General features: G+C 57.3%; 20 protein-coding genes and 2 tRNA genes. 5 read left to right on the top strand and 17 right to left on the bottom strand.

Annotated features, from left to right (window positions below; genetic code table 11):
- On the top strand, positions 1-819 hold an 819-nt coding region (locus tag LBR61_00005), incomplete at its 5' end, for a hypothetical protein (GenBank protein MDR1730455.1).
- A gap of 202 nt (positions 820-1,021) precedes the next feature.
- On the opposite strand, the gene LBR61_00010 is transcribed toward LBR61_00005, so the two are convergent.
- The 17 genes from LBR61_00010 to LBR61_00090 form a co-directional block, all read right to left on the bottom strand.
- Complete coding sequence (locus LBR61_00010; GenBank protein ID MDR1730456.1) at positions 1,022-2,254, bottom strand: argininosuccinate synthase; 1,233 nt, start codon at positions 2,252-2,254, stop codon at positions 1,022-1,024.
- Between the two features lie 149 nt (positions 2,255-2,403).
- On the bottom strand, positions 2,404-3,213 hold the full coding sequence (gene surE, locus LBR61_00015; protein MDR1730457.1) for a 5'/3'-nucleotidase SurE: 810 nt from the start codon (positions 3,211-3,213) through the stop codon (positions 2,404-2,406).
- Positions 3,214-3,259: 46 nt separating this feature from the next.
- Positions 3,260-3,922: a site-2 protease family protein gene (locus LBR61_00020; GenBank protein MDR1730458.1), complete on the bottom strand. Its 663-nt coding sequence runs from the start codon at positions 3,920-3,922 to the stop codon at positions 3,260-3,262.
- A 24-nt stretch (positions 3,923-3,946) separates the two neighbouring features.
- Complete coding sequence (locus LBR61_00025; GenBank protein MDR1730459.1) at positions 3,947-6,556, bottom strand: CBS domain-containing protein; 2,610 nt, start codon at positions 6,554-6,556, stop codon at positions 3,947-3,949.
- Positions 6,547-7,137: a dephospho-CoA kinase gene (gene coaE, locus LBR61_00030; protein ID MDR1730460.1), complete on the bottom strand. Its 591-nt coding sequence runs from the start codon at positions 7,135-7,137 to the stop codon at positions 6,547-6,549. Before coaE ends, LBR61_00025 begins: the two co-directional genes overlap by 10 nt.
- Positions 7,088-9,082 carry a UvrD-helicase domain-containing protein gene (locus tag LBR61_00035; GenBank protein MDR1730461.1) on the bottom strand — a complete coding sequence of 665 codons (1,995 nt, stop codon included), beginning with the start codon at positions 9,080-9,082 and terminating at the stop codon, positions 7,088-7,090. Before LBR61_00035 ends, coaE begins: the two co-directional genes overlap by 50 nt.
- Positions 9,072-9,773: a hydrogenase nickel incorporation protein HypB gene (gene hypB / locus LBR61_00040; protein MDR1730462.1), complete on the bottom strand. Its 702-nt coding sequence runs from the start codon at positions 9,771-9,773 to the stop codon at positions 9,072-9,074. The genes LBR61_00035 and hypB overlap by 11 nt, the downstream gene beginning before the upstream one ends.
- A 98-nt stretch (positions 9,774-9,871) precedes the next feature.
- Positions 9,872-10,231 carry a hydrogenase maturation nickel metallochaperone HypA gene (locus tag LBR61_00045; protein ID MDR1730463.1) on the bottom strand — a complete coding sequence of 120 codons (360 nt, stop codon included), beginning with the start codon at positions 10,229-10,231 and terminating at the stop codon, positions 9,872-9,874.
- A 91-nt stretch (positions 10,232-10,322) separates the two neighbouring features.
- On the bottom strand, positions 10,323-12,284 hold the full coding sequence (locus LBR61_00050) for an ABC-F family ATP-binding cassette domain-containing protein (protein ID MDR1730464.1): 1,962 nt from the start codon (positions 12,282-12,284) through the stop codon (positions 10,323-10,325).
- A gap of 63 nt (positions 12,285-12,347) precedes the next feature.
- A complete protein-coding gene (locus LBR61_00055) occupies positions 12,348-15,149 on the bottom strand; it encodes a response regulator (GenBank protein ID MDR1730465.1) in 2,802 nt (933 codons plus the stop codon).
- 34 nt (positions 15,150-15,183) lie between these two features.
- Positions 15,184-15,576: a pyridoxamine 5'-phosphate oxidase family protein gene (locus tag LBR61_00060; GenBank protein MDR1730466.1), complete on the bottom strand. Its 393-nt coding sequence runs from the start codon at positions 15,574-15,576 to the stop codon at positions 15,184-15,186.
- Between the two features lie 35 nt (positions 15,577-15,611).
- Positions 15,612-16,706 (bottom strand): ABC transporter ATP-binding protein, encoded by a 1,095-nt coding sequence (locus LBR61_00065; GenBank protein MDR1730467.1) that lies wholly within the window; start codon positions 16,704-16,706, stop codon positions 15,612-15,614.
- Positions 16,703-17,200, bottom strand: coding sequence for a TIGR00725 family protein (locus LBR61_00070; GenBank protein ID MDR1730468.1), 498 nt, complete (start codon positions 17,198-17,200; stop codon positions 16,703-16,705). Before LBR61_00070 ends, LBR61_00065 begins: the two co-directional genes overlap by 4 nt.
- A 4-nt stretch (positions 17,201-17,204) precedes the next feature.
- Positions 17,205-18,008: an ABC transporter permease gene (locus LBR61_00075; GenBank protein ID MDR1730469.1), complete on the bottom strand. Its 804-nt coding sequence runs from the start codon at positions 18,006-18,008 to the stop codon at positions 17,205-17,207.
- Between the two features lie 198 nt (positions 18,009-18,206).
- Positions 18,207-18,737 (bottom strand): hypothetical protein, encoded by a 531-nt coding sequence (locus LBR61_00080; GenBank protein MDR1730470.1) that lies wholly within the window; start codon positions 18,735-18,737, stop codon positions 18,207-18,209.
- A 65-nt stretch (positions 18,738-18,802) separates the two neighbouring features.
- Complete coding sequence (locus tag LBR61_00085; protein ID MDR1730471.1) at positions 18,803-19,198, bottom strand: type II toxin-antitoxin system VapC family toxin; 396 nt, start codon at positions 19,196-19,198, stop codon at positions 18,803-18,805.
- Positions 19,195-19,410, bottom strand: a complete 216-nt coding sequence (locus LBR61_00090) for an AbrB/MazE/SpoVT family DNA-binding domain-containing protein (GenBank protein ID MDR1730472.1) — start codon at positions 19,408-19,410, stop codon at positions 19,195-19,197. Before LBR61_00090 ends, LBR61_00085 begins: the two co-directional genes overlap by 4 nt.
- Positions 19,411-19,661: 251 nt before the next feature.
- Here LBR61_00090 and LBR61_00095 point away from each other — a divergent pair, with 251 nt between their 5' ends.
- The 4 genes from LBR61_00095 (at position 19,662) to LBR61_00110 (ending at position 22,153) form a co-directional block, all read left to right on the top strand.
- Positions 19,662-20,321 (top strand): response regulator transcription factor, encoded by a 660-nt coding sequence (locus tag LBR61_00095; GenBank protein ID MDR1730473.1) that lies wholly within the window; start codon positions 19,662-19,664, stop codon positions 20,319-20,321.
- The gene (locus LBR61_00100) at positions 20,321-21,886 is read left to right on the top strand and encodes a sensor histidine kinase (GenBank protein MDR1730474.1); all 1,566 of its coding nucleotides are present in this window, start codon (positions 20,321-20,323) and stop codon (positions 21,884-21,886) included. The genes LBR61_00095 and LBR61_00100 overlap by 1 nt, the downstream gene beginning before the upstream one ends.
- Before the next feature lie 98 nt (positions 21,887-21,984).
- Positions 21,985-22,060 (top strand) — tRNA-Lys (locus tag LBR61_00105).
- A 17-nt stretch (positions 22,061-22,077) separates the two neighbouring features.
- Positions 22,078-22,153, top strand: a tRNA-Glu gene (locus tag LBR61_00110).
- The last annotated feature ends 386 nt before the right edge of the window (positions 22,154-22,539 follow it).

Consider the following 22,539-nt stretch of genomic DNA (forward strand, 5'->3'; position numbering starts at 1 on the left):
TGGCGTCAGGGCGTTTATCGAATTCCTGAAGGACTTGCCGGACTTGTGGGAACGCACTATCTTTTTGACGAGAGACATGACTCCAATTCCGACGGGTACCGTGCGCGGACGGCTTTCGAGCGTTATATGGCGGAAGACCTTGGGCTGCGCGTAGCGTCGAGTCACGACTACGGAATCACCTCCTGCCGTTGGGCGGCTTTCGCGTCGGGAATCGGGACGATCCGCAGAAATAACTTTTTCTACGGGGATCATGGATCCTGGTACGCGCTGGTGGCTTTTCTGGTGGATAAAGAAATGGAATATACCTGCACATCGACTCATAAGCCCTGTTCCGACAACTGCAATCTGTGTGTGAAACACTGTCCTGTCGGGGCCCTCGCCGAACCTTACGCGACCTGCGGAGTCGCCTGCGCCTCCTTTCTGACCAACAAGGCGCCGGATAACGGAATGTTCGAAAAATATGCTCCGCAGATCGGAAGCTGGATATATGGCTGTGATGTCTGTCAGGACGTCTGCCCTTTCAACAAAGATCAACGGTCGGGGGAGAAAGAATTTCCCGGCCTCGAAGAACTGAGCGAGTTCATTTCCCTGGAAAAAATCGTGACGATGGACTACGCCTGTCTTCGTGAGTTGTTCACCGCCAAATTCTGGTACATCGAAGCGAAAGACCTGTGGAAATGGAAACGCAACGCGCTCTCCGCCCTGCGGAACACGGGGCATAAAAATTACGAAGTGCTGCTCACTGCCGCCCTTCATGACGAGGACGAGCGCATAAGAAATCTGGCGGCTAAAGCCCTCGCCGCAAAGTCAGACGCATAAAATTGCTGAGATCAAAACGGGCCTTCAGAGTTGATGGAACACCATGGTTCAGGAAATAATGGTTCTGCAAAAATCTCTGTAACCGCGAAAAAAGCCGGTCTCGCCTGGGACGATTCCGGCTTCTTTTATGTTTCGAAGCTGTTCTGTTTGTGCCTGTTTTATTTGTTGATGTTACATTACACTTCGGGCCTGCATCGAAACGCTAGGTCTCGATGGGAATTTCGGCCTTTTCCTGGCTGGGGAAGGTCGATGTCCAGGTTCTGACGGGCAGACCCCAGATCTTGATGAAGCCCACGGCGGCCGAGTGGTCGAAGGCGTCTCCCTCGGAATAGGTCGCGAGGTCATGACGATAAATGCTCTTTCCCGCTTTCATGCCGCGAACGACGGCCTGTCCCCTGAAAAGACGCACCTTGACCGTGCCGTTGACGTACTGCTGGGTCTCGTTGACGAAGGCGGAGATGGCCTCCTTCAGGGGAGAGAACCAGTATCCTTCGTAAGTCAGCTCGCCGAACTTCACTTCCAGCTCTTTCTTGGCGGCGAGAACCCTTTTATCCAGAGTCAGAGTTTCGAGGGCCCGATGAGCGGCGATCAGGGTGATGGGGGCGGGGCATTCGTAAACTTCGCGGCTCTTGAACCCCACGAGACGGTCCTCGACCATGTCGACCCGTCCGACACCGTGTTTGCCGGCCAGCTTGTTGAGGGTGAGAATGAGCTTCACGCCGTCCATCCGCTCTCCGTTCAGCGCGACGGGAAGACCTTTTTCAAAGGTTATTTCCGCATAATCGGGAGTGTCAGGCCCTGTTATGGGGTTCATGGTCAGTTCGTACGCATCCTCCGGCGGTTCGTTCCAAGGGTCCTCCAGAAGGCCGCATTCGATGGAACGTCCCCACAGGTTTTCGTCGATGCTGTAGGGGGAGGCCGTCGTCGCTTTGACCGGAATCCCGTGCTTCAGAGCGTACTCCATCTCCGCTTCCCGGCTGAAATGCCAGTCCCGCACCGGCGCCAAAACCTCCAGCTTCGGATTGAGGGCCGTGGCGCAAACCTCTATGCGCACCTGATCCTGTCCCTTGCCGGTGCAGCCGTGAGCAACCGCCACCGCGCCGTCCCGGTTCGCGATGTCCACCAGAGTTTTCGCGATCAGCGGACGGGAGAGCGCCGAGGTGAGGGGGTAGGTTCCCTGATACATGCCGTTTGCCTTCAGTGACGGCCAGACGTAGTTCTCGACAAAGGTTTTTTTCAGGTCGAAAATGTAAGCCTTCACCGCGCCGCTGTGCAATGCCTTGTTTTTCGCCGCTTCGAGGTCGATAACCTCCTGTCCCACATCCGCTGTCATCGTGATGACGTCGTATCCCTGCTCCGTCAGCCAAACAACCGCTACAGACGTATCCAGTCCTCCGCTGTAGGCGAGAACGACTTTCCCTTTCTTCTGCACCATGATCCATCCTCCAACACGAATTCTCATATAAGAGCTGAAACTGACGAGGCAAACCCCAATCACGGGAGTTGACGTGATTTGAGAAACTCCTTTGTGATTGGGGCTATTATACCTGCAAGATGAACAAAAATCAACTATGCTTCTAAAACTTACCCAAGTTTTATTTTTTGAAGTTTTTCAGAGTCGAGATGTTCATTGAGGTCCCAGTCGGTTTCGTCGTGGCGTAAAAAGGTCAGGGTGATGAATCCCTCTTTGATGGCCTTTACGTCGCTGCCCTCCTCTTCTCCCCGGTCCACGGGGCTGCCGGTCACCCAGAAATATTCTTCTCCGTTGGGGGCCGGAGTGGTTCGAATGCGGTTTTCGTAGCGGCGTCGGCCCGTGAACGTCGCGCGGAAGCCCCGGACCTCCGGCGGAGGAAGGTTTGGAACGTTGACGTTCAGGCACGTCGGGCCCTCCGGAAGGGGGAAGATGCCCGGATGGTCCAGCAGAACGCCGACGGCGGCGACGGCGGTTTCGTAGTGCTCGGTTCGGGGAGAGGATCGATCCTGCCGGCCAGGTCCGAGGTACAGGGAAACGGCGATGGCCCGGCGGTTTTCGAAATAGGCCTCCCGGGCTGCCCCCACCGTTCCGGAATAGTAAACGTCACAGCCCAGGTTGGAACCTCTGTTGATCCCGGCCAGAACCAGGTCAGCCTCCGGTTCGGCCAGGTGAAGTCCGGCCATGACGCAGTCCGCCGGCGTCCCATTGCACATGAAGGTCCGGACCGACTCGTCGTAGCCGGGGAAGGGGCCTTTTCGAAGGAAAAGACAATATTCCGTGGTGATGGAATGTCCCGCGCCGCTTCGAGCCCGATCCGGAGCGACTACGGTCACGGTATGTCCGCGGGCGGCCAGGTCGTTGGACAACAGGACAATTCCCGGCGCGCAGATACCGTCGTCATTGGAGATTAAAATCTTCATTTTTTGTTTGTGACATCCTTTTTTTCAAAATATCTTTGTTAAATTTTCAGAGATAATAACGCAGGAAACCCAGGTTGCCCAGAGGCAAAAGGCTCCAAAGCAGTCGGGAAATCGGCGTAAAGAACAGGTCGATGGCTCCCGTGAACAGCAGAAAGAGCAGAATGAACATGCCGTATCGTTCCAGCCAGTAATAGTATTGGGTGAAGCGGAAGGGCATGAAGGCGTAAAGAACCTTCGAGCCGTCCAGGGGAGGGATGGGGATCAGGTTGAAGGTGGCGAGCCCCATGTTGATGGAAATCATCCTCAGAATGACGATGAAGCCCGACTCTCCCGTCAGGGAAAGCCAGCCGGCGCCAAAAATTCGCAGAAACAGAACGCAGACGATGGCTGTGAGGATGTTGCCGGCTATTCCCGCCAGAGAGACGAGGATGATGTCCCGCTGGGGGTGTCTGAAATAACGGGTGTTGATGGGGACGGGTTTGGCCCATCCGAATCCGACGAACAGAAGCAGAAGCGTTCCCACCAGGTCGAAATGCGCCAGAGGGTTCAGCGACAGACGTCCCTGCCGTTCCGCGGTCGGATCTCCCACCAGCTTGGCGGCGTAACCGTGGCAAAATTCGTGGAATGAAATGGCCCATAAAACGGCGGGCAGGGTCAGCAAAAGCATTCGCAGTCCATCAGGGCTGCTTAGGCTGCGCAAAAATCCCATGTTTGTTCTCCTTTAATATTAATGTCAGTTTCGCAGCATATTTTCTCTCATATACCACATTTCCTCGTCTCGGGTACGAACCTTTCCGTCCATGCGCTCAAGGCGGATCTGTTCCAGAAGTTCGCCGATCCAGGGGCCGGGACGGTATCCCATGTTCAGCATGTCCCTGCCGGTCAGTTCTCCCTTCATGGGCAGGAAGGAGATCACGTGCCGTACAATCCACCGCCGGACCTGGCGTCGTTTCGTCGCGGCCGCGCAGTACAGCAGGGAAATGGTGTCATAGTTTTTCAAAAAAAGATAAACTTCCGAGTTCTGATGAGTCTTCTTCGTGACGAAAAACTGCTCCGTCGGGGGCAGAGCGGCGAGACAGCCGGTGATGATTTCGCGTTCGCCGACGGAGAGGTTCAGCCGGTTCATGGCGGCGGACTGCACGTTCAGGGGGGAGTCCGAAAAGAGCGTTGCCATGTACACCAGCCACTCGTGGTCCTGGGACCAGAGGTTCAGACCGGCGGAAGCGGAAATAAGCCGCTGCAGACGCGACATTCTCTTTTTGGCCGTGCCTCCGAACCGGAATCCGGGAAAAAGAGACTCCCATATGCTCAGTTCCTGCATCCGCGCCGCTATTTTCAGGGGGCGTTTTTCTTTGAAGTGAATTTGCAGTTCGGTGCGCACCCGGACGTCGGTGAGTTTTTGCAGAAGGCCGCCCTTGACCGCGCTTTGCAGAAGACGCAGGGTGTTGTCCTCGAAGGTCAGGTTCAGGCGCTGTTCCAGTCGAATCCCTCTCAGGATTCGGGTGGGGTCCTCCACAAAACTGAGGTTGTGCAGAATACGCAGGATCCCTTCCCGGAGGTCCCGGCGTCCGTCGTAGAAGTCCGTCAGAGTCCCCCAGTCGTTGCTGCTGAGGGATACGGCCATGGCGTTGATTCTGAAGTCCCGCCGCGCCAGGTCCTGCTTTAAGGAGTCGCTGCTGACTTCCGGCATGGCCGCGGCGTATTCGTAAAATTCCCGTCGGGTCGTGGCGATGTCCACCTTCACGCCGTTGGGAAAGGTGATGGTTCCGGTTTTGTAGCGTCCGTGGACCACGCAGCGGCAGCCCGGCTCCTTCCAGGCGTTCACCAGGGTTTCGGCGTCTCCTTCCACGCAGAGGTCGAAGTCGATGTTCCTGTTTCCCATCAGAATATCCCGCACCGCGCCCCCCACGATATAGGCCCGCATGTTGAGAGATTCCGCCTTTTCTCCGATTCGGCGCAGCAGGCTCAAAACCTCGGGGGAGAAGGAGGCCTCCATAAATTCCGTTATGCCTTCCATCCACAAAAAGGCGCTGCCCGTGTCTCTTTCGCCGGGACGCCAGGTTTGATAGAGGGCCCGAACCAGATCTGCCCGGGTCAGGATGCCGATGAGACGTCCCTGATCCAGCACGGGCAGACGTTCGAATCCATAGGTGGCCATCATGCGATGGGCTTCGTTCAGCGATGCCTCGGCGGAGATGGCGATGACCCCTTCCGTCATGAAGTCCCGAATCAGGGCTCTGTCGAAACCGTGCAGGTAGGCCTTGTCCAGATCCCGGCGGGACATCATTCCCAGCACCTCTCCATCCCGCGCCACGGGCAAAGCCTGATGGCCGAAACGCAGCATCGTCCGGTAGGCCTCGCCTACGCGGGCATCGGGGTCCACCGCCAGCACGGGGGAGGTCATGACGCTTTTGACGATGATGAACGAGGGGATTGCCTCGGGCAGTTTGCATTCCAGTTCCGTCAGCAGTTCTCTCGGGTCTTTACCCTGAAGGGTGGCCGATCCCGCCTGAGCGTGTCCATTGCCTCCGTATGGAGCCAGAAACTGCTGCACGTTCAGGACGTTGGGGGCGCTGCGGGCGATGAGCACCGTCTTTTTCCCGCAGCGAACGGCGGCGAGGGTCACGTGGGAATCGTAATAGTCCCTCAGCTTGTGGACGAAAATCGACAGGCCCTCGATGTATTCCTCCGATTCCCCCCAGGCCAGGACGACCTTTGCTCCGTTGACGTAGCTTTCCCGGGCGTTTTCCACGAGGGAGTCCAGAAGGCGGCGTTCATTGGCCGGAACGGCGGCCTCCACCCGGGACAGAATCGTGGACAGATCCGCTCCCATCTGACGCAGACGGCCCAGCACGGCAATATCCCGGTCGGTGGTGGCTTCGTAGGTCAGGGCTCCCGTGTCGTCGTAAATTCCTGTGGCGAAAAGGGTGGCTTCCTCGGGCGATATGCTTTTCCGCTCCCGGATCAGCCGCTCTGCGATCAGGGTCGTGGCCGCCCCCAGGGGTTCGCAGCGCATGACGGAGGCCGGGATGTCGTCCACCGTGGGGGGATGATGATCGTAGATGTGGACCTCCACCTCCTGACGTCCCGCCAGCGCGGCGAAGGGGCCGATGCGCGTCCGGGAACGGGTATCCACCACCACCATCAGCGTAACCTGTTCGAGGGGAATTTTACCGGGTTTCGCGATAGACCAGATGTGCCCGTAACGGTTCAAAAAATCCCGAACGCGGCGGCTCAGGGCCCCTGGAGGGCAGATCACCGCGTCGGGATAGAGTTTTTGGATCGCGACCATACTGGCCAGGGAGTCGAAATCCGTGTTGAGATGGCTTGTGATCAGGTGCATTTTGCACAGACCTCTTCCACCAGAGTTTTCAGCGCCTCCAGGGATCCCTCGTTGCGAATGACGAAATCCGAAAGAGCCATGCGTTTTTCGCTGTCCATGAAAAAACTTTCCCTTTCCGCCAGATCGGCATCGCTCCAGCCCCGGCTCCGGCATCGCTCCAGCCGAACGGCCCGGGAGGCCGTGACAAACACCTTCACCGTCACCCAGGAGGGCGCGCCGCTTTCGAACAGGAGCGGAATTTCAACGATGGTCCAGGTTTTTTTTCTGTCCGGTTGGGCAATCCGGCTCTGGATTTCCTTCCGAACCAGAGGATGAAGCAGGGCCGTGACCCAGGCGTATTCCCCGCGGTCGGAGAAGATAATTTTCGCCACGGAGGCGTGACGGATATGTCCTTCTTCGTCCATGACGTCCTTTCCCCATCGCTGAAAAGCGGCGTCGATAATCTCCGGGGACCTCCACAGCCCGGCCACGATCCGGTCGGCGTCGATCAGGAACCCCCCAAGCTCTTCGAACAGGCGGGATACCGTGGATTTACCAGCCCCGGGTTCGCCGGTAACCGCCATAACCGTATCGTTCTTCACGGCGTCTTTCACCTCCGCGGTCGTCTACAGATTTGTACTGATCGGAAATCTCGAACAGAAAACGGGAAAAACCCCTTTCCCAGGTGACTCCATAAAGACGTCGGCTGCGCACGGCGGTCAGGTAGAGGCGTTCTTCGGCCCGGGTCATCCCCACGTAGCACAGCCGGCGCTCTTCTTCCATCTGGTCGGGATTTTCCAGGGCCCGGTAGTTGGGGAAAATTTCCTCTTCCAGCCCCGTCAGGAAGACCACGGGAAACTCCAACCCCTTGGCCGCGTGGAGAGTCAGGAGGTTCACCACCCTTCGCTCGTCGGGATCGTTTTTATCGGCGTCGGTGAAAAGGGCGGCCTCCGCCAGCGCCTGGGCCAGGTCGCCCCCAGCGGGCACGATGGAGCGCAATTCCATGACGTTGTCGATACGGTCCTCCCAGTCCTCCGGGTTTTTCGTCCGCAGCAGTTCCTCATATCCCATCGTCTCCAGGATGTGGTCGATGGCCGCTCCGATGTCTCCCGAAACCTTCAGGAGCGTCGTCATCTTTTCCCCCAGCGCGGACAGGGATTCTCCCACCTGTCCTTTGAGGGGACAGCCCTTCTCCGCCAGGGTTTTCCAGAAAATTTCCGGATCTCGGGAGACGGTTTCCGCCCAAAAGACGAAGTCCGCCATTTTTTTGGGCCCCAGCCCTTTCACCATCAGGCCCGCCACTCGTTCAAAAGCGTTCAGGTCTCCGGGATTCACCGCCAGTTTCAAAATGGCCAGAACGTCGCGGACCTCCTTACGCTCGTAGAAGGCCGTGCCCCGAACCACCCGGTAGGGGATGCCCGTCTCCAGAAGTCTCTGCTCGTAAATGCGGCTCATGGCGTTCTGGCGGTACAGGATCGCCACGTCGCCGTATTCATAGCCGTTATCCAGGCGCAGACGCTGGATTTCCGCCGCGACGAAATCCGCCTCCTGAAAGTCGCTGTTGGCCAGCAGGGTATAAACCCGCTCTCCCGCTCCCCGGGCCGTTTTCAGATTTTTCTCCCTGCGGAGGGAGTTGTTGCGGATCAGGGAGTTGGCGGCGCCGAGGATGTTTCCGCTGGACCGGTAGTTCTCGTCCAGCACAACCACCCTGACGCGGCCGCCGTCTTTTGGCCGGAAATCGTGCTCGAAATTCAGGATCATGTTCACGTCAGCCCCCCGCCAGCCGTAGATGGACTGATCGGGGTCTCCCACCACCATGATTTTGCAGTCCTCTCCCACCAGGCAGTGCAGGAGCGTGTACTGAGGCCTGTTCACGTCCTGATACTCGTCGACCATGAGCCATTTGATGCGCTTCTGTTCTCTGGCCTGCAGGGATTTATCCGCCGCCATCATGCGAAGCGGAGCGATCAGCAGGTCGTCGAAATCCACGGCGTTGCGTTCCCGCAGCAGTTTTTCGTATTGCTGAAAAACGTCCAGGTAGAGTCCCTCCAGAGTGGAAACCCGAGGGCCAGGGGTCCAGGCGGCTTTTTCCCGGGAGATGGCGTCCAGCACCGCCGCCGGTTCCACGTCCTTTGTGCTGATTTTCGCCCCCTCAAGAATCTGCTTCACCAGACCCCGGCTGTCCGCCCGGTCGAAGACGGCAAAACCAGGCCGGATCTGAGCCAGCTGCTCCGCTTCCTCCCGGTTGCGAAACAGAAATCGCAGTCCGAAGGCGTGGAACGTGCTGACCTGCACTTCGTCGGCCCCCTCCCGGACCAGAGTGGAAACGCGCTCCCGCATCTCACCCGCCGCCTTGTTGGTGAAGGTGACCGCCATAATCTGCCAGGGCGCCGCGTGTCCTTCGGCGATCAGCCAGGCTGCCCGGCAGGTCAGCACCCTCGTTTTGCCGCTGCCCGCGCCGGCCAGTACCAGCAGGGGCCTGTCCACGCAGGTTACGGCCTCTCTCTGGAGAGGGGACAGCTTTGCCAGAATTTCCTCAGACGACATGAGAGGAGGTCGCCTTCACCCGGGTTTTCCCCGCCCGTTTTTCCTGTATTTTTTCAACGATGAAGGAAATCCACGCGTCCAGTCCTCTGCCGGAGGCGAGGTCCAGCTCCATAAGAGGGGCCTTCGGGTTCAGAGTCCGGAGATCCCGCAGAAACATCTCTTTGTCGAAACGCACGAAGGGCAGGAGGTCGATTTTGGTCAACAGCACGGCCCCCGACTGAACGAAAAGCAGGGGGTACTTCAGGGGTTTGTCCGCCCCCTCCGGCGTGCTGGACACGGCGATTTTGAAGTCCTCTCCGATGTCGAACTCCGCCGGGCACACCAGATTTCCCACGTTCTCCACGAAAAGCACGTCCACACCCTCCAGGTTCAGCGAGGAAACGGCCTTCTCCACCACGTGGGCCTCCAGATGGCAGCCGCCCCGGGTGTTGATCTGCAGGGCCTGAATCCCTTTGGAGGCCAGGCGCTCCGCATCCCGTGCGGTTTCGATGTCCCCCTCAATCACCGCGAAGGAGAAGGGAAGGTCCTTTTTCTCCGCCATCGTTTCCAGGAGCGTCGTCTTGCCGCAGCCGGGAGAGCCGATAATATTGAATACCGCGATTCCTTTATCCTCCATGAGCCGCCGCACGCGGGAGGCGTATTTTTCATCCTCCGCCAGCACGGCCTGCTGTATCGTGACAACTTCAGTCATCGTCCACAAACCCTTTCCTGAATTTTCAAGTGTTGTATTTTAAGTTTGATTTTCACATTCAATTTTCACACGCGATATTTTGCCGGAGACGGTCCGTTTCACCGCTCGGGGGTCTGCTGGTCCACTTCCATGGATTCGATGGTCAGTTCCATGCCGGAAAGAAGGTCCACGTCCGTGCTGCCGCAGTTCATGCAGATGAAAGCCGTTCCTTCGCTGGTGATTTTTCTCCCGCAGGCGTTGCATCGGAAGACCGTGGGCAGCTCCATGACGGAAAGTTCAGCCCCTTCCGAGGGGGTTCCCCGCACCACGACCCCGAAGGCGAAAGCCAGAAGTTCGGGATCCACCTGACGCAAACGCCCCACCTTCAGAACGACGCGCCGCACCCGCGACCAGCCGGATCGCTCACAGAGTTCCTTTATTGTGTTATTGACCGCTTCCGCCATTGAAAGTTCGTGCATTTTACTCCTCCGGAATCCATACTGAATGCAGGGATGCTCCTGTTCTCAAACAGTCTGGAATGAAAACCTCCCGCTCATTATACCCCCGGCATTACGTTTCAAGACGCAGTGTCAGATTTTCCCACCGTTCGTAATTCGCCCTCAGAGTTTGCTCCAGTTCGCCGCGCTCCATCATCAGAAGCCGGACCTGCCCGGAATCGGCCAGAACCTCCGGATTGCAGAGAAGTCCGTCGATTTCGCCGCGCCTGCTCTCCGCCTTTTCGATGCGCTCTTCCAGAGACGTCAGGTCCTTTTTGAGGGCGCGCCGCCCCTCCAGAAAACGCTCTCGTTCTTCCGCGTCCTGCTTTTTCTGCTCCCGCGTCCGCCGGCTGGAACTCTGGATGGAACTCCGGGTGGAATTCCGGATGGAGTTTTTTTTCTCCGGGCTGTCCGCCTCGGCCTGCCGGGCCAGAATTTCCTCCCGTTTTTCCAGGAACCAGGAATAGTTTCCCGGATAATCCCAGAGGCGTCCATTTCGTATTTCAAGGATGCGCTCCGCCAGGTTGTCCAGAAAATGTCGGTCGTGGGACACGATCAGCAGGGTTCCGGCGTACTGAAGCAGGGCCCTCTGAAACAGGTCCTTCGTATTGAGGTCCAGGTGGTTGGTGGGCTCGTCCAGAATGAGGAAATTGGATTCCGTGAGCATCAGCCTGAACAGGGCCAGTCGGGCTTTTTCTCCTCCTGAAAGGACGGACACCGGTTTATGGATGTCCTCTCCTGAGAAGAGAAAGGCCCCCAGCAGGCTTCGCCGGTCGGCCTCGTTCAGCTTCGAGGGGGTTTCCCGGGCTTCCTCCCAAACCGTATGGGCATAGTTCACGTTCTGGGCGCTTTCCTGAGAGTAGAAGGCGCGTTTCACGTTGTGCCCCAGGCGCACGCTGCCTTTCGTGGGTTCCTCGATTCCGCTCAGCAGACGCAGCAGAGTGGATTTTCCCGCGCCGTTGACCCCCACCAGCGCCACCCGTTCCCCCCGGTTTATCGTGAAATCCACGTCGCTGAAAATTTCGTGAGAGCCGTAGGTCTTCGAAAGTCCCTTCGCCCTCAGAGTCTCCCACCCGCTCTCCGGCGCCTCCGGGATGCGGAAATGAACCGTCCGGGAGGGATCGTCCAGTCTGAGGATTTCGATTTTTTCGAGCTGCCGGAGGCGGCTCTGCACCTGGGCCGCCTTCGAAGATTTGTAACGGAAACGGGAGATGAATCGCTCGATCTGCCCGACGCGGTCTTTCTGGTCCGCGATGGCCTTTTCCAGCCGTTCCCTGGCGTTGGCCTTCTCGATCAGGTAGCGTTCGTAGTTCCAGGGGTAGAAGGTAAGCCGGCCTCTGTCCAGCTCCGCGATCTGCTCCGTCATGTCGTCCAGAAAACGCCGGTCGTGGGATACGGCCACCATGGCTCCGCGATAATCCCGCAGCCAGGCCTCCAGCCACTCCATGCTCTCCGTGTCCAGGTGGTTGGTGGGTTCGTCCAGGAGCAGCACGTCAGGGCGCGTCAGAAGGAGCGCCGCCAGCGCCACGCGCATCTTCCATCCTCCGGAAAACTCGGAGCAGCTTCGGTCCGCGTCCGTCACGGCAAACCCCAGACCTCGAAGAACCTTCCGGGCCGCGGCGTCGAACTCGAACCCTCCCAGCCGCTCGAACTGATATTCCAGGCGCTGATGGGCGTTCAAAAGCGAATCCAGAGTGTCCGAAAGGGCTTCCGTTTCCGACAGCGCGTGTTCCGTCTCCCGCAGTTTTTTCTCGACATCCGCCAGTCCTGCGCGTCGCTTCAGATAGTCCAGCACCGGCAGGTCTTCCAGGTCCACCAGGTCCTGTGGCAGATAGCCCACGGTCAAATTTTTCGAGCGCTCCAGCGTGCCGCCGTCCGGTTCCATTTCTCCCGTCAGGATACGCAGCAGGGTGGTTTTGCCCGCTCCGTTGTCCCCCACGAGGCCCACCCGGGCCCGCTCCGGGATCAGCCAGTCCACGCCGCTGAAAATGACCTTCTCTCCGAAGGCCAGTTGAAGTCCTTTTATGTCGATCAAAAGCCAACGATCCTTTCCGCGTGACTCGTGCTCCGCAGGAAGTATATATTATACTATCGGGAGTCAGTCGTTCTTCAGCCAGACCTCCAGGTCGCGGGCGATGTCGTGGTACTCCAGATTGTCCACCTTGTGGCGCAGCCCGGCGACGAGCTCTCCTCCGGAATCGTAGTCGTGATCTTCGAACTCCTTCAGCAGGCTCTCCATGACATGAGTACGGAAATGTTCCGAGGCTTCTTTCATTTTTTGCAGAAGGATCCGGTCGGGTTCCCGAAGCCTGGTTTTTTTCGGAGTCTGAGCGGTCAGAGAGTCCAGAATACCGGTCAAATCGGCGATCAGCGTTTCCGTCGTCTCCAGCAGGGAACCGTTGCCGGCCAGAACCGCGGCAATATCTCCGTTTCTCGCCGCCGACTCCAGTTTTCCCGCCAGGTCTCCGACCTTCTCCGCTCGAATTCCATAACTGCTTCCCTTCAGCGCGTGAACCGCCACCAGGTATTGCGCCAGATCGTCCCCGTCGACGCGTCGCAGCTGCTCCAGAAGTTTGGGCGTGTGCAGCACCCAGGAACGCAGAATGTCGATATAGGTTTCCTCGTCGCCGTAATAGCGCACGCCCTCCTGAAGGTTCGCGCCTTCCACCTGAAAGCCGGACAGCAGGGCGGGTTTTGAAATATTCCCCTTTTGCGGGGATTTCTGCTTCATTTTTTCGGCCAGTTCCAGGGTTTCCTTTTTCTGTTTGTCCCGAATCCAGCGGTTGAGCTCCCGGTCGAGCTGAATCACGTCCACGGGTTTGGAGATGTAGGCGTTGAAGCCGGAGGCAAGGAACATTTCCTCGTTGCCGCGGACCGCGTTGGCCGTCAGCATGATCATCGGCACCGTTTTCGCGTACTCCGTTCCGATTTCCCCGCGGATGATTCGAGCGGCTTCGATGCCGTCCATTTCCGGCATCATGTGGTCCATGAACACCAGGTCGTAACGGACCTCTTTTTTTCGAATCGCCTCGATGGCCTCTTTTCCGCTGGTGACGCAGTCCACCCGCAGACCGTAGGGTCGGAGCAGCCCCCGAACCACGTCCAGGTTCGTGGGAACGTCGTCCACCACCAGGACGGAGGCGTAAGGCATATAGGAACGGGACAGGGCGGCTGTTTTGTTCCGCTCCTGGTCGATGAAGCGGAACTTCCTGAGGTTATTTATGGTTTCCTGATCGAGGGGAGTCCCGTCGGTGATCTGCTGCCTGAACGTCACCGTGAAGGTGGAACCCACGCCAAATTCGCTCTCGACCTGGATGGTCCCGTCCATCATTTCCACCAGGCTCCGGCAGATGGAAAGCCCCAGGCCGATGCCTTCGATGCTGCGATTTCCTGACATGCCAAACTGCCAGTATTCCGTGAAGAGTTTCCCCAGATCTTCTTTTCGCATTCCTCGTCCGGTGTCGCTGACCACGAAGGTCAGCCAGGCGTCCTCGTCCTGCCGGACACAGGATATGGACAGTCTCACGGAACCTTTGTCGGTGTATTTGAAGGCGTTGGAGAGCAGGTTGTTCAGAATTTGCTTCACCCGGGTTTCGTCGCCGTAAAGTCCGCAGGGGATCGCGGAGTCCAGTGTGAGCTGAAAGTCGATTTCTTTGCCGCCAATCCGCACCAGGTTGAGGTTGACCGCGTCGCTCAACATGTCGGCGAACTCGTAGGATGCGGGAAGAACCGAAAATTTTCCGGACTCGATTTTCGAGATGTCGAGAATGTCGTTGATGATGTGGAGAAGCGTCGTCCCGGAGGAGTGAATTTTTTCCAGATTTCCGGGGGTTTCTCCGGAGATGCCGTTTTGAAGCTCGATTTCCGACAGGCCCAGCACGGCGTTGAGGGGAGTTCGAATCTCGTGGCTCATACGGGCCAGGAAGGAGGATTTTGCGCGGCTTTCTTCTTCGGATCGAAGTTTCGCCGCGTCCAGCCGGTACAGCGTGTAGCAGAGGGTGAGGGACAGGATCGCCGCCAGGGCCCCGATGACCGGCATGATGCTGAAAACTTCCCTGTAAAAGTACTGCAGCGGGGCGGCCAGCCCCAGGTACCAGCCATTTTCCAGCCTGCTGAAAAAGACGATGTTGTTCATGCCGGAGCTGACGATGTTTTCCACCAGCACGCCCCCGTCGATTTGTTTGATTTTTTCGTCCATACCCTCGTATCCGGGCAGTTCGTTTATGGGTTTTCCGATGTACTGTCCCTCCGGGCAGGTGAGGATGTTGAAGGAGCCGTCGAGGAGCACGCCGTAACCGGTGTCCGCGATCTTATAGGCCCGCACCAGCTCCACGATGGGGTTGAGAAGGTAGTCAATGGCGATGACCCCCAGGCTCTCCCCCTTTTCGTCGAACACCACCATGGAAAGGGCGCTCACCACTTTTCCGTCCCGGGGATCCATGTAGGGCTTCGAGTGGAAGATTCCGTTTTGGATGACGGCTCCCCGAAGCCAGGGCGCCGTTTTTGGGGAGTAAAATTCTCCGGGTATCCAGCTTGTCCCGTCCAGATAGTTGCCGTTCAGGTAGCCGTACACGGAGACGAAAAAATCCTTCATGTCCGGCTGGCTCCTGAAAACCTCCGTCCACATCTTCAGGAGCGCCTGCAGCTTTTCGGGGCTGGCGCCGAACCGGATCTCCCTTCGAACGGAGGCCGCCGCGTGGGTGAGGGCGGCCTCGTGGGCCAGAATGAGCTCTTTTATGGCCATCCGGTACACCTGCATCTCCCTGTGGCTGTAGAGGACGACCTGTTTTTTCATGACGATGCTGACGTAGATGTAACTCGCCGCGGCCATGAGCCCAAATGCCGCGCAAACGAGAAAAAGCAGTCTGAACTCTTTTTTCAGAGTTTCGAAGAGTGTCATTGTTCTGTTTCAGTCGAAATACTTTCTCTTAATTTTAGAATTTTATAGTTTTTGGCTCTCCCGTGAAGGAGAAAAAAGTCGCCACGGCGTTTTTGAGGAACAGAACCTGGGTGTTGCCGTCGTCCGCCGAGTACCGGTCCTTCAGCGTGGGCCAGGCGTCCAGCATGTGCTGCCTTGCCTCGCGCCTGTCGTCCTCCTGAGCCAGAGCCTCCAGACGAATCCACCTTTCTCCGTCGAAGGCGCTGATTTCCACTTTGGGATTGGCGGTCATCTGCTTCGAAACGGGTTTGCTTTTGCCGGTCTGAATGTAGAGTTTCCCCTCGAAAATATCCACGGTTCCGAAAGGACGAACCTTCGGTTGATCCCCTTCCACCGTGGCCAGATAGTAGACGCCACATTTTTTCAGAAATTCATATACTTCATTCATGAAAAATACCTCCTTACAGTCATCGACTATTATTTTTATGAATTATTATCGGTGTCGGGCAGGACATGGGCCTCCTCCGGAGAAAATTGCGCCTTCAGGTGGTCTCCTCCCTTCAGGGCGAAGCCGGAGGTGTTCAAAACGTCCATCAGAAGGGTGACGCCGCCGGAGGAAAAGGCAATCCGGCTGATGGGGCCCAGGAACACTCTGCCCAGGATGGTCCCCTCAATGAGGTTGGTTTCTCCCTGAACCGGCTCATTGTCCAGGGGACAGAGGCGTTCGGGACGCACCATCATCAGAGACGGACCGGCGGGATAGTCTCCCGCTACGGAAAAGGTGCCGCCGCTCCAGGTAAAGTGCCCCGCTCCGTCGCAGTGTCCGTGAAAGATGTTGTTCACTCCGATGAAATCCGCTGCGAACAGCGAACGGGGAGTCCCGTAAAGCTCAAAAGGCGTCCCGAGCTGCTCCAGCGCGCCGCCTCGCATGAGACCCACCCGGTCCGAAACGGAAAGGGCCTCCTCCTGGTCGTGGGTCACGTAAACCATGGTGATGTTGCTTTCCCTCTGGATACGCCGGATTTCGAACCGGAGAGAGTTGCGAACCTTCGCGTCCAGGGCGGAGAGGGGTTCGTCCAGCAGGAGAACCCGAGGTTCGATGGCCAGAGCGCGGGCCAGCGCCACCCGCTGCTGCTGCCCCCCGGAGAGCTGTCTGGGCCAGGCGTCGGCGCGGTCGCCCATCTCCGTCATTTTCAGAAGTTCGGTCACCCTTTTTTTGATGAACTCCTCCGGCTTTTTCTGAACTCTCATTCCGAAGGCCACGTTTTCGAAAATATTCATATTGGGAAAAAGCGCGTAATTTTGAAAAACGATGCCCACCCTGCGCTCCCGAACGGGCACGTCGTTCATGGGCTGTCCGCCGATTCTCACCTCGCCGGAGTCCGGAACGGTAAACCCCGCGATCAGACGCAGCAGGGTGGTTTTGCCGCAGCCCGAGGGGCCCACCACGGAGAGAAATTCTCCCTCCTGCACCTGAAGGGAAACATCCCGCACGGCGAAGCGGGCTCCATATTTTTTGCTCACTCCGACCAGTTCGACGCCGAAGGCGGCGGCGTTCGATGCGCCTGCGGCCGTCATGAGGGCTCCTCCTCCAGCGCCGCGGCCACGGCTTCCTCCGGAGAGGAGACCTGGAGCATGGAGGTTTTGTGCCCCTGCTCGTCTCGAATTTCCCACGTATTCAGGCCGATCACCCGCTTGCCCTGCCGCATGGCGAACCCCAGTTCGGAAAGAGTTCCGTAAGCGCCGCCGATGGAGATGATCGACTCTCCGGCGGAAACCACCGCCACGTTGCGCACCTCGCCCAGTCCGGTGACCAGAGGAATCCCCACCCAGGGGTTGGCCTCGGAAAGGGACTCAGGCAGCAGGCCGATGGAGAGGCCGCCTTTTTCATGTACGCCCCGGCAGACTCCCTCCATGACGCCTCCCCGTCCGCCGCAGACGACGATACAGTCCCGTTCGGCCAGCAGACGACCCGTTTCCCGGGCCAGCTCGTAGAGCTCCGGCGACGCCGTGGAGGTTCCGATGACGCTGACGATACGTTTTCGTGACACACGTTCTTCCAGTTTTGGCATAAAATTAACCTCCCAGGGAGATTTCGCCGGAGAAGGAACGCCCCAGCAACACCAGCCCCACCAGAGCCATGAGGCTGGTGAGGACCAAAAGGGTTGTCGCCGCGCAGGCGAACCCCGTGCTGACGTAAAACGCCTGGTACAGAACCACGGGAAACGTTTGGGTGCTGGAGCCCGAAACCATGACGGCGAGCTGAAATTCCCCCAAAGACATGGCGAAGGTCATCAGCGCCCCCGAAATCATTCCGGGAAGCAGGTTGGGGAGGAGCACCCGACGCACCGTTGTGCCGAGAGAAGCGCCGAGAGAGACGCAGGCGTCCTCCAGAACGTTCCACCGGATCATCTCGATATTGGCCATGACGGGCCGCATCATGAAGGGGAGGGTGTAAACCACGTGAGCGCCCAGCAGAAGCTGCCAGGTCCCCACCAGCGAGAACCCCTTCCAGTTGAAGGCCTGTATCATCCCGAGCCCCATGACGACGGGAGGAACCGCGATGGGAAGCAGCAGGCAGAAGTCGAAAATTGCCCGCAGCCGGCGATTGTCCAGCACGTGAATCGCGTAGACGGTCAGAAGCGAGAGAGCTCCGTTCACCAGAACCGTGAGAGCGCCCACCCAGAGGCTCATGGTCATGGCCCGAACGTACATGGCCTTGCCGAACAGCTGCCTGTACCATGTCAGGGTGAAGCCCGTCGGCAGAAGCGTGCCGAACCATTTTTCCCCGAAGGATCCGAGGACCATCAAAAACACAGGGGCCAGGACAAAGGAAAAATATAAAAGCATCAGCGAAAGAAAACAGGCTCGCCTTAACATGAAATATCCCTCCCTCAGAAGGCGTCAGGTCAGAACGGAATCCGTCCAAAAATATAGAATATTATAACGCGTCAGCAGGAGATTGCCGACGCGTCGATTATAAAATTTAAGATTTACTGTTTAAAGCTGTTTAAACTGAGATGTCGAAAATCCGAAGGCGCGGGAGGGTGAATTTGCCTTCAAGCGGGAGATTCGCGTTCAGCGAAGCTTCTTTTCGCGATCCGGACCGGCCGGTTGCCGGTTGTTCTGGTCTTTATTGCGGTCTTTGTCCGGTTCTTTTTCACGGTTTTTATTGTCGGGACGCGCCCGGTTCTGTTGGGTCTTCCGGGTCTGCTGGCCCTGCAGGCGCTCGACAATGATAGAGGAAACTTTGTTCTCGAAATCCGGCCCCAACCGCGGCGTGTCTTTCGTAAGAACCAGTTGCCGGCCATTGAAATTGTTGTCCGTAAACAGCGTCACTTTGTACCCGCTGGCGATTCGGACCGAGCTCAATCGATCGTTGCCAATGCGAATGTTGTTCGCCAGGTATTTCCCCACAGGGAGAAGCTGTCCGTTGCCTTCGTAGTTCTGTCCGTCGTAAATCCGCACCACACCGGTAGTGTTTGAAGATGTGGAGCTCTTTTTTCTCGATCGGGTCGTTGCCGCTTCCGCATCGACGGAGAAAAACAAAACCGACGCCATAAACAGAAAGACTGTCACTGCAACTGCCAAAGATCTGCTCTTTTTCATTTTCTTCCACCCCTTTAATATTTCAGAATAGTATCAGAACCGACATGATTACAGTATATCCTTTTTCATCGCGGGTTGTCTTCGGCATCGCCCGGGAAACATACATCGTCAAGGTGTTTGAAGTGTTTGTCCTGAGTCCAGACAACAGCGCCTTCAGCTTTCGCGGTCGCGTAAACAACGCTGTCAGCCAGTGGCAGTTTATAAAACAAGCCCAACTTAGCGGCCTGGAGAGCGATTGTCATGTCCAAATCGCGCACGCGGCCCTGATTCATGGCCGAAACAACTAATAACGCCGTATCTTTGCCTTTTTCCCTCACAATGACTTTGAACACCTCCGCAACACAGATCGAAGGTACTATCAGAGAGTCCGTGTCTTCCACAGCCGGCGCGAAGAAGTCCGCGTTTTCGCTGTCGGTGAAGTATGCGAGCCAGCCGCATGAATCCACGACGTTGCATCTCATAATCTGTCGTCATCTCGCTCTATAGAAGCGTCGATCCCTTTCGCAATCCCCCTGAAAGACCTCATGGGTTTTACAGGAACCAGTTCGATCCGCCCATCGTGCACAAATATTTTCAGCTTTTCGCCGGAATTCAGACCGACGGCTTCACGTGTTCTTTTAGGGATGAGGATCTGAAATTTCGAAGAAAGGGTAACGGTTTCAACGTGGTCCAATACTATGCCTCCTTTTTGTCCTTTGGTGTTACAAATCACCTGTTTATACGCACACATCTTACATTTTTATTCTTCCGCCGTCCAGCGGCTGTCTTTTGTCATCGTTTCAAACGATATAACTGGAAACGTTTCCTCATTATCGGCTCAAATATCGCGTTTATACCCGATATAATATGTGCGATTGTCCGAAAGATACCCCGACAGGGGAAATCCGGTGCAGGAAATCTGCTTCGGAAGGGAGGAATGTTTTCGTGTCGATAAGTATCCTCATTGCCGACGATCATCCGCTGACTCGTTCCGGCCTGGCGGAGTGGATTCGAAACAACCCCGGTTACGAACTGGTTGCGGAGGTCGAAAACGGACAGGAGGCCTGGGAGGCGACAGAGCGCCTGAGGCCGGATATTGTCCTGCTCGACATCCAAATGCCCGATATGGACGGGATTGCCGTCGTGCAAAAAATCCGCTCGCAGGGGCTTCCGACCCGGGCGATCATGCTGACGTCTTTCAGCGCGCAGCCTTATGTCATGGCGTCGCTGATGGCGGGCGCTTTGGGGTTCGTCCTCAAGACCACCGCCGTCCGTGAGCTGGACGTGGCCGTGACGCAGGTGATGCAGGGGCGTCTGTACCTGGATTCTCAGCTCGGCGACGTGCTGAAGGACAGGGACGCCGTTCCCGAACCCCTGACCGCCCGGGAAAGGGAGGTTCTGCTGCTGGCGTCCCGGGGCTTTTCCATCAAAGATTCCGCCGTGAGGCTGGGCATCACGGAGCGCACCGTCCAGGCGCACCTGACCTCTATTTATTCTAAATTCAACTGCCGCAGCAAGAGCGAAGCCCTTCTGGTGGCCCTGAAGTTTGGCCTGATCACCCTGGAGGAGCTTCTGGCGGACACGTCTCTGGAGGCTCATTCCTGATGGAGCGGGGACGGCGCAGAAATCGCAGGCTTCTGAACGTTCTGTTCATTCTGGTGATCGTTCCCGTTCTTCTGCTGCTGATTCGTTCCGCTGTGATTATGATGGAGCAGCAGAAGAGAGCGCTGGAAATTTCCACCCGCTACGTCAGCCAGCTTTCCCGGTACGCTGCGATGCGCTTCACCGAGCGGGACGATGTGCGCATGAGGGATTTTCTGGAGCTCCTGAGCGATCGGGGCTATGAACGAATCCTGCGGGGGCCGGACTCTCAAAGCGGAAGTGACGGAGTTGGAACGGATAAAACAAAGGGTGGGGAGAGCGGAGAAGAACGGAGGAGACCCTGGGAGAGCCGGGACAAATTTCTGCCCGGTATGCTGGCCTATCTCCGGAGGGATGGAACGTTCATTGCCGGTTCCTCCTGTGCGGAAATTCTGCCGGAATTTTACCTCCGGAATCCGGAGATGGAAACGGCGCGACAGGAAACCCTGACGGTGAACGGACAGGAGATGGCCTGGTGTATTTGCGTCTGGCCCACGAAGGATTCGGACATCGTGGTTATCGGAGCGGTGACGATGTTCAGCTGGACGGGGGGCAGCGGCCTGATTATGGGACGTTTTCTCAGAGAGACGATGCTCGTGGCGCTTTTTTGCCTGGCGGTTCTGCTTTTGCTGCGCATGGTTTTGATACGCCCTCTGCGCGCCCTTGCCTTCGGGCTTCGAACCTTCGTATGGGGACAGGAGGTTCCGGCTTTCTCCCCGAAGGAGGGGCAGGTCCTGGGAATTCAGCTCGAAGAAATCGTCCTGCTTCGCGACGCCATCGGAGAACTTGCCCGGGAAGCAGTGAGAAAGACGGAACTCGAACGGCGCTACGTGAGCGACGTGGTGAAGGCCCAGGAGGACGAGCGCGAACGGCTGGCCCGGGAAATTCACGATGGCCCCATTCAGGTGGTGGCGGCGCTGATGCAGCGCGTTCAGATGGCATTGTTTTCTTTGGACGCAAGGGCTTCGGACAACAATGAATCGTCTCCGGCGCCGGCCGGCAGAGACGTTCGCGGGCAGCTGGCGCTGGCGGAAGAGGCCGCGCAAAACGTGGTCAGGGACCTGCGGGGAATCTGCGACTCCCTCGTCCCTCCCTGGATTTCGCTGGGGCTGGCCCGCTGCATGGAAGAGGAGGCGGCCCGCCTTGTGCGTCAGCACGACATTGCCATCGACGTGGACATGGACTCGGCGGAGATCGATATTTCCCAGGAAAGAACTCTGGCCTTCCTTCGCATTTTTCAGGAGGGGGTTTCCAACGCCGTCCGTCATGGACACGCGACGCGAATCGATCTTTCCATCCGGAGAGATGCGAAAACAGGGGCCCTCGTGTTCCTGCTTCGCGACAACGGGACGGGTTTTGACGGCGACGGAATGAAGCCGGAAGACCTTCGTTCCATCGGTAAACGGGGCCTTGCGGGGATGCAGCAGCGCGCAGAAAGTCTGGGAGGCGCCTGGTCCATTCATTCGGAAAAAGGGAAGGGGACAACCGTGGAGGTGACTTTTCCCTCGCATGAGACCACTATGCAATGACCGTAAAAAATACGGGGTTATAAGTTTTATTTTACGAGGTACCTTTTAAAAGGGGTTGTTTTTAAAAAATCTGTGGTATAATGCCGCTTGTTTTGCCTGAGCCGTTAGCTCAGCCGGTAGAGCACCGGACTTTTAATCCGGGTGTCGAGGGTTCGAGTCCCTCACGGCTCACCATCGTTTTTCGGAGGAGCGGTCCCATCGTCCAGGGGCCCAGGACACAGCCCTTTCAAGGCTGCGACGCGGGTTCGAATCCCGCTGGGACCGCCAATATCTGAGCAGTGTTCTTAGCGATTTTGAGGATGAGCTTCGTAGAACTAAAAGCCTACTGTAATGAGTAGGTTTTTGTTGTTTTTAGAGGTTGATGAAGGCAGCATGGAAAGTATATGTACCATTTGACACAATAAAGGGCCTGAAATATACGAATTGGGCGCGAATAAATCTCGCATCAGAAAAACGTCGATTAAAGCGATCCGTGGCGATCCGTGCTGAACTATGCACCAGTTGTCTTGTCTTTCACGCAAATAAAGTATTTGAAAGGGATTTTTGCTCATGACCGTGCTCAAGTGCAAGATGTGCGGCGGCGATATGGAGGTTGACGGGTCACGGCATTACGGAACCTGCGCTTACTGCGGAAGCGTCATGACGCTGCCCGA

The sequence above is a fragment of the Synergistaceae bacterium genome (assembly GCA_031272035.1).
Lineage (GTDB): Bacteria > Synergistota > Synergistia > Synergistales > Aminobacteriaceae > JAISSA01.

What these genes read in the sequence shown, in the direction of transcription:
- LBR61_00010 (MDR1730456.1), bottom strand. Translation starts at nt 2,254, where the DNA reads ATGGTGCAGAAGAAAGGGAAAGTCGTTCTCGCCTACAGCGGAGGACTG.
- surE (MDR1730457.1), bottom strand. Translation starts at nt 3,213, where the DNA reads ATGAAGATTTTAATCTCCAATGACGACGGTATCTGCGCGCCGGGAATT.
- LBR61_00020 (MDR1730458.1), bottom strand. Translation starts at nt 3,922, where the DNA reads ATGGGATTTTTGCGCAGCCTAAGCAGCCCTGATGGACTGCGAATGCTT.
- LBR61_00025 (MDR1730459.1), bottom strand. Translation starts at nt 6,556, where the DNA reads ATGCACCTGATCACAAGCCATCTCAACACGGATTTCGACTCCCTGGCC.
- LBR61_00035 (MDR1730461.1), bottom strand. Translation starts at nt 9,082, where the DNA reads ATGTCGTCTGAGGAAATTCTGGCAAAGCTGTCCCCTCTCCAGAGAGAG.
- hypB (MDR1730462.1), bottom strand. Translation starts at nt 9,773, where the DNA reads ATGACTGAAGTTGTCACGATACAGCAGGCCGTGCTGGCGGAGGATGAA.
- LBR61_00045 (MDR1730463.1), bottom strand. Translation starts at nt 10,231, where the DNA reads ATGCACGAACTTTCAATGGCGGAAGCGGTCAATAACACAATAAAGGAA.
- LBR61_00055 (MDR1730465.1), bottom strand. Translation starts at nt 15,149, where the DNA reads ATGACACTCTTCGAAACTCTGAAAAAAGAGTTCAGACTGCTTTTTCTC.
- LBR61_00060 (MDR1730466.1), bottom strand. Translation starts at nt 15,576, where the DNA reads ATGAATGAAGTATATGAATTTCTGAAAAAATGTGGCGTCTACTATCTG.
- LBR61_00065 (MDR1730467.1), bottom strand. Translation starts at nt 16,706, where the DNA reads ATGACGGCCGCAGGCGCATCGAACGCCGCCGCCTTCGGCGTCGAACTG.
- LBR61_00070 (MDR1730468.1), bottom strand. Translation starts at nt 17,200, where the DNA reads ATGCCAAAACTGGAAGAACGTGTGTCACGAAAACGTATCGTCAGCGTC.
- LBR61_00075 (MDR1730469.1), bottom strand. Translation starts at nt 18,008, where the DNA reads ATGTTAAGGCGAGCCTGTTTTCTTTCGCTGATGCTTTTATATTTTTCC.
- LBR61_00080 (MDR1730470.1), bottom strand. Translation starts at nt 18,737, where the DNA reads ATGAAAAAGAGCAGATCTTTGGCAGTTGCAGTGACAGTCTTTCTGTTT.
- LBR61_00085 (MDR1730471.1), bottom strand. Translation starts at nt 19,198, where the DNA reads ATGAGATGCAACGTCGTGGATTCATGCGGCTGGCTCGCATACTTCACC.
- LBR61_00100 (MDR1730474.1), top strand. Translation starts at nt 20,321, where the DNA reads ATGGAGCGGGGACGGCGCAGAAATCGCAGGCTTCTGAACGTTCTGTTC.